The organism is Sulfitobacter sp. L-8, from assembly GCF_056859255.1.
Map to the genome: position 1 here is coordinate 142686 of NZ_JBSXOD010000035.1, position 6668 is coordinate 149353.

Here is a 6668-nt window from a genome sequence, read left to right on the forward strand (position 1 = left end):
CCCCAGGCTTCTCAAGTCACGACGCCATATTCCAAATGGACTAAAATCCCGGGGTCCGGGGCAGAGCCCCGGCGGTACTATGCAAAATGCTAATCGTCGTTGATATCGCGTGACACAATACGTGCCCCGCTGGATTGCCGCCGAAAGGAAACCCGCAGAATGATCCAGGCCGCCAATGACAGGCCCGCGAACACGGCCAGCGCCAGCGGACCGTTGATAACAGGTATGATCAACACCAACGGCACCATGGCAAGCGCCCCCAGTGCAAAGCCCAAGAAGATACTGCCCGGCACCAGAACCTCGATCAGCCCCAACACCAACGCCGCCGAAACCCACACCCACCACTCCGACAGTATCGCCGCCACTATTCCCGTCCCTTCAACAATTTGAATGCGTCCCCAAAGGCTTCCAACGCCTGAACAGGCACGATGATGGTTTGCTTGCCGGTGCCCGCGCCCAAAGCGTTCAAGGCTTCGACTTGCTTCAGAGCGATCTGATACTGCGCGGCTTCCAATCCGTTTTCACCTATCGCCGTGGCAACCACTTGGGTGGCATAAGCCTCGGCACCGGCAAGAACGCGCCGTGCTTTCGCTGTCTGTTCCGAGGCGTATAGCTCCGCGTCCGCCGCCAGTTCGACGGCACGCTTCTTGCCTTCGGCTTCCGTGACCTGGGCTCGGCGTGCCCGCTCGGCGTTCAGTTGCTGCATCATTGCCGCCCGGGTGGCGGCATCGAGGTTGACATCAAGGATCTCTGCCCGCGTCACCTCTATCCCCCAGTTGTCGACAGCGTCCTCTACCAGCAACTTTATTGTTGTGATCAACGCTGTCCGGTTGGATTGAACCTCATCAAGATCCATCTTGCCGATTTCCGCGCGCACGATACCGGCGACGGTGGTGGCGATTGCACTGTCGATATCGCGAATACGGTAAACGGTTTTTTCCGGTTCGATGATCCGGTAGAACACCGATGTATCTACTTGAACCAGAACGTTGTCACGGGTAATGGCGTCTTGGCTCGCCGTGGGCAACTGCCGTTCGAGAATCGATATCTTGTGGGCGACATTGTCGATGAACGGGACGATCATGTTGATCCCTGGCCCCATAACCGATCTTAGCCTGCCAAAGCGTTCAACCACATGCTGCTCTGACTGCGGCACGATCTTGACCCCTTTGAAAATCAGAACCACCAGCAGCAACGCCAGCAGGACAAGGGCCAGGTTGGTCTGGAATACTTCCAGGATTATATCTTCGATAGGCACGGGCGACTCCTTTTGAAAAAGCGCGTTCACCACGGCTGCGCAGCGTCGGTTTCCGCGACCCCGGCGTAAAGGCAAGCTGTGATCACGATTGCACAGGCACGGGCTTCATTCTATAGGCGCTGTCATGAATAAATTCTCATTCGACCTTCAGGCCCGCGATGGTGCGGCGCGTACTGGCGTGATTTCGACCCCTAGAGGCGATATTCGCACGCCTGCGTTCATGCCGGTGGGCACCGCTGCGACAGTCAAGGCCATGTTGCCCGAAAGCGTGGCGGCCACTGGTGCCGATATCTTGTTGGGCAATACCTATCACCTGATGTTGCGCCCTACCGCTGAACGCATCGACCGCCTGGGCGGGCTGCACAAGTTCATGAATTGGCACAAACCCATCCTCACCGACTCGGGCGGGTTTCAGGTGATGAGCCTTTCCGATCTGCGCAAGCTTACCGAAAAGGGTGTAACCTTCAAAAGCCACATCGACGGATCCAAGCACGAGCTGACGCCGGAACGGTCGATGGAGATTCAGAAACTGCTTGGGTCTGATATCGTCATGTGCTTTGACGAATGTCCTGCGTTGCCCGCTGACCGCGACCGGATCGCGGACTCGATGCGCCTGTCGATGCGGTGGGCCGCGCGCAGTCGTGACGCGTTCGGCGACCGCCCCGGCCATGCGCTGTTCGGGATCCAGCAAGGCGGGCTGGAACGCGATTTTCGCGAGGAAAGCGCCAAAGCACTGATAGACGTGGGCTTTGACGGCTACGCGGTCGGCGGCCTGGCCGTGGGCGAGGGGCAAGAGGCGATGTTCGGCTGTCTCGACTTTGCCACCGATATGTTGCCGGTTGACCGTCCGCGATACCTTATGGGGGTCGGCAAGCCTGACGACATCGTCGGGGCGGTGGCGCGCGGAATTGACATGATGGATTGCGTGTTGCCGTCGCGGTCAGGCCGCACCGGGCAGGCATTTACCCGCCATGGCGTCGTGAACATCAAAAACGCCCGGCATGCTGACGACCCGCGCCCGCTTGACGAGGCCTGCTCTTGCCCTGCTTGTTCCAACTACAGCCGCGCCTATCTGCACCACGTATTCCGGAGCCAGGAAATGATCTCGGGGATGTTGTTGACCTGGCATAACCTGCGGTATTTCCAGGACATTATGGCAGGTATGCGGGATGCGATTGCGGCAGGCACATTTGAGGCTTGGCAAGCGGGTTTTCACAGCACCCGGGCACAGGGCGATATAGAGCCGCTTTAACAGTTCAACCGCCTGGTCAAAAAATAAATCGGTGCACAAATCCTTGTGATGGCGCGTCTTAGGCTTAATTGCTGATGGACAAGACATAACATCGAAAGGATGCACCTGTGACAGAAGCACTTTTTACCCCCCTGACGGTCGGCGCGATCGAGGCCAGGAACCGCGTTGTGATGGCCCCCTTGACCCGTAACCGCGCGGACAACGACTCCGATGAAGTCGGGGAACTGCATGTCGACTATTACACCCAGCGTGCCGGTGCCGGTATCATCATCACCGAGGCGACGCAGATCAGCCCCGAAGGCAAAGGTTATCTTGCGACGCCGGGTATCTATACCGATGGTCAAGCGGCTGCATGGAAAAAGGTTACCGATGCAGTGCACAAGGCGGGTGGCAAGATCGTCGTCCAGCTATGGCACGTCGGACGGATCAGCCACACATCGCTGCAACCCGATGGTCAGGCTCCGGTGGCACCTTCTGCAATCACCGCGAACATGAAGACATTTACCGCAAAGGGATTTGAACAGACATCTGACCCCCGCGCGCTGAATACCGAAGAAATCTCCAGGGTCGTTCAGGATTATGTGCACGCCACCAAGATGGCCAAGAAGGCGGGTTTCGATGGGGTCGAGGTGCACGGTGCCAACGGCTATCTGATTGACCAGTTTCTGAAAACGAAAACCAACAAGCGCGACGATCAATACGGCGGATCGGTCGAGAATCGCGCGCGTCTGCTGTTGGAGGTTCTTGAGGCCGTGACCCAGGAATGGGATGGGGCCCATGTCGGCCTGCGCCTGTCACCGTTTTCGCCCGCCAACGATATTGCCGATGACGACGCGCAAGAAACGTTTGAATACGTAATCAAGCAACTGAACCAATTCAATCTGGCCTATCTGCATATGGTAGAGGGCGCGACCGGCGGATCGCGTGAACTGGCTGAAGGGGAAAACCTGGCCAAGCTGCGTGACCTGTTTGAGGGCGTGTATATGGCCAACAACGGCTATGACCGGGCGCTTGCGATCGAGACGGTGAAAAGCGGCAAGGCTGATTTGGTCGCGTTTGGCCGCCCCTATATCGCCAACCCGGACCTGGCCGAACGTTTGGAGCGCGACGCCCCGCTGAACGAAGGCAACACCGATACCTATTATGGTGGCGATGCCAAGGGCTATACTGATTATCCGTCCCTCGAGGATGCATCCGTAAGCTGATAGTCCAGCAGATCGCTCTTATCCGGCCCCGGAGCCTACGGGGTCGGAAACCGAGCCTTAATTGAGTTAAAAGACGAAATTTAAGTGAAACGCGCTTGTTTGTCTCTATGAGGCGGGTCATTCTGCGACAAACCCCGTTTAAAGAAGGGGCCCCCGACGATCGGGGATTGAATCAGGCGGGTAGGGTGCCCAAATACCCTACTCAGAACAGGAGATGGCCGTGCGGTCGCCTATGATAGGGGCCAGTGCCGTCTTGCAGTATAAGGAAAAGAGCATGTTAGAGCCTCTGAACACGTCGTACCCGGTTTTGCCCTTGCGCGATATCGTGGTCTTCCCGCACATGATTGTACCGCTGTTTGTCGGTCGTGAAAAATCAGTCCGCGCCCTCGAAGAAGTCATGGCGGACGATAAGCAGATTCTGTTGTCGAGCCAGATTGACCCCGGCGTCGATGACCCCGATGCGTCCGGTATCTTTAAAACCGGCGTTTTAGCCAATGTTCTGCAATTGCTTAAGCTGCCCGACGGCACCGTTAAGGTGTTGGTTGAAGGACAGGCACGTGTACGCATTACCGAATATCTGGAAAACGACAGATATTTTGAAGCAATGGCCGAATATCTGACCGAAATTCCCGGCGATGACCTGACCACGCAGGCGCTGCTAAAGTCGGTTGGTGAAGAATTTGAACGGTATGCCAAGGTCAAGAAGAACGTCCCCGAAGAAGCGCTGTCGGCGGTGACCGAAGCTTCCGAGCCGGCGCGCCTTGCCGACCTTGTTGCGGGCCACTTGGGTATTGAGGTGGAACAAAAGCAGGATTTGCTTGAGACCCTCAGCGTGTCCGAGCGGCTCGAGAAAGTCTATGGGCTGATGCAGGGCGAAATGTCGGTTCTGCAGGTCGAGAAAAAGATCAAGACACGCGTCAAGTCGCAGATGGAAAAGACCCAACGCGAATACTATCTGAACGAGCAAATGAAAGCCATTCAGAACGAGCTGGGTGATGGCGAAGAGGGCAAGAACGAAGTTGCCGAGCTTGAGGCCCGCATTGCGGAAACCAAGCTGAGCAAGGAGGCCAAGGAGAAAGTCGATGCCGAGCTGAAGAAGCTCAAGAACATGTCGCCCATGTCTGCCGAAGCCACTGTCGTTCGCAACTACCTTGACTGGATCCTGTCGATTCCGTGGGGCGTGAAGTCGCGCACCAAGAAAGACTTGGCCAAAGCGCAAAAAGTCTTGGACGATGATCACTACGGCCTTGAAAAGGTTAAGGAACGGATTGTCGAATATCTCGCGGTGCAGCAACGCTCCACCAAGCTGAAAGGGCCAATTATGTGCCTTGTCGGCCCTCCTGGTGTGGGTAAGACATCGCTTGGCAAATCGGTGGCCAAGGCAACGGGGCGCGAGTTCATTCGCATCTCGCTGGGGGGCGTGCGTGACGAATCCGAGATCCGCGGCCACCGTCGGACCTACATCGGCTCCATGCCCGGCAAGATCATTCAGGCGCTGAAAAAGGCGAAAACCACGAACCCGCTTATCCTGCTCGATGAGATCGACAAGATGGGTCAGGATTTCCGTGGCGACCCTGCCTCGGCCATGCTCGAGGTGCTTGATCCGGAACAGAACGGCACATTCGTCGACCACTATCTTGAGGTGGAATACGACCTGTCGAATGTCATGTTCCTGACCACATCGAACAGCTACAACATGCCTGGGCCTTTGCTTGACCGGATGGAGATTATCCCCCTGTCTGGCTATACCGAGGATGAGAAGCGCGAGATCGCGAAACAGCACCTTGTGGCCAAGCAGATCAAGAACCACGGTTTGAAGGCAAAGGAATTTGCCATTGAGGACAGTGCCTTGACCAGCATGATCCGCTACTACACCCGCGAGGCTGGCGTGCGGAACCTTGAGCGCGAGATCGCCAAGGTTGCGCGGAAATCGCTGACCAAGATCATCAAGAAGGATGCAACCAGCATCACGGTGAACGAAGACAACATCGAGGAATTCCTTGGCGTTAAAAAGCACCGTTATGGGTTGGCCGAGCTTGAAGATCAGGTGGGTGTCGTCACCGGGCTTGCATACACTTCTGTCGGCGGTGAGCTGTTGCAGATCGAAGCGCTGCGGCTTCCCGGCAAGGGGCGGATGAAGACCACGGGCAAGTTGGGCGACGTGATGAAGGAATCCATCGACGCCGCCAGCAGCTACGTGCGGTCGATCAGCCCGAGAATTGGGGTGAAACCCCCCAAGTTCGACACGCTGGATATTCACGTGCACGTACCTGACGGTGCCACGCCCAAAGATGGTCCGTCGGCAGGCTTGGCGATGGTGACGTCAATCGTGTCCGTGCTGACCCAGATACCTGTCCGGCGCGATATCGCCATGACCGGCGAGGTTTCCCTGCGCGGAAATGCGATGCCGATCGGCGGGTTGAAAGAGAAGCTGCTTGCCGCGTTGCGAGGCGGGATTACGACGGTACTGATCCCGAGCGAGAACCTGAAGGATCTGCCGGATATTCCGGACAACGTGAAAAACGGGTTGAAGATCATTCCGGTTGAACATGTATCCGAGGTCTTGAAACACGCCTTGGTGCGTCAACCTGAGCCCATTGAATGGGATCAGGAGGCTGAAGACGCCGCAGCGGCCGCAGCGCTGGCGCATAAGTCCGCGACGGGTGATAACGCCACGGCACACTGAACGTCGCCGCAAGACAAAGGGCCAACCTGGAGACAGGTTGGCCCTTTGCATTTCTTGCACGTCGGCGACACCAATCTTTGAATCGACGTAGATGTGGAAAAAGGGAACACTGGCAATTGTTCCATTGGAAAGCATCTGTCTTGAAAATCAAGGCCTGACTTCGCACCAAGGCCGATTTTCGCGAAGCAGAGTATTTGCTAAGATGAGCAGTTTCCGCATGACGGCGGTGATTGCGACTTTGAACGGCTTTCCAGCGTTCTTGAGTCT

Annotated in this window: 5 protein-coding genes and 1 pseudogene; 3 read left to right on the plus strand and 3 right to left on the minus strand. The window is 56.8% G+C overall.

Annotated elements, in window-relative coordinates; all coding sequences use genetic code 11:
• Window positions 1-89: 89 nt before the first annotated feature.
• Entirely contained in the window at window positions 90-365 is a 276-nt protein-coding gene (locus AC13DE_RS04255; RefSeq protein ID WP_483047146.1) for an NfeD family protein, read from the minus strand.
• Complete coding sequence (locus AC13DE_RS04260) at window positions 365-1240, minus strand: SPFH domain-containing protein (RefSeq protein ID WP_483047154.1); 876 nt, start codon at window positions 1238-1240, stop codon at window positions 365-367. Before AC13DE_RS04260 ends, AC13DE_RS04255 begins: the two co-directional genes overlap by 1 nt.
• A gap of 142 nt (window positions 1241-1382) precedes the next feature.
• Here AC13DE_RS04260 and tgt point away from each other — a divergent pair, with 142 nt between their 5' ends.
• The 3 genes from tgt (at window position 1383) to lon (ending at window position 6401) form a co-directional block, all read left to right on the plus strand.
• Window positions 1383-2510 (plus strand): tRNA guanosine(34) transglycosylase Tgt, encoded by a 1128-nt coding sequence (gene tgt / locus AC13DE_RS04265; protein ID WP_446297073.1) that lies wholly within the window; start codon window positions 1383-1385, stop codon window positions 2508-2510.
• Window positions 2511-2617: 107 nt separating this feature from the next.
• Window positions 2618-3715, plus strand: coding sequence for an alkene reductase (locus tag AC13DE_RS04270; RefSeq protein WP_483047147.1), 1098 nt, complete (start codon window positions 2618-2620; stop codon window positions 3713-3715).
• Between the two features lie 274 nt (window positions 3716-3989).
• A complete protein-coding gene (gene lon, locus AC13DE_RS04275; RefSeq protein WP_483047148.1) occupies window positions 3990-6401 on the plus strand; it encodes an endopeptidase La in 2412 nt (803 codons plus the stop codon).
• Between the two features lie 147 nt (window positions 6402-6548).
• Here lon and AC13DE_RS04280 read toward each other — a convergent pair.
• A pseudogene (locus tag AC13DE_RS04280) lies at window positions 6549-6668 on the minus strand (IS110 family transposase); the annotation flags it as partial.

Excerpts from the sequence above, each read along its gene's own strand:
- tgt (WP_446297073.1), top strand. The coding sequence starts at position 1,383 with ATGAATAAATTCTCATTCGACCTTCAGGCCCGCGATGGTGCGGCGCGT.
- lon (WP_483047148.1), top strand. The coding sequence starts at position 3,990 with ATGTTAGAGCCTCTGAACACGTCGTACCCGGTTTTGCCCTTGCGCGAT.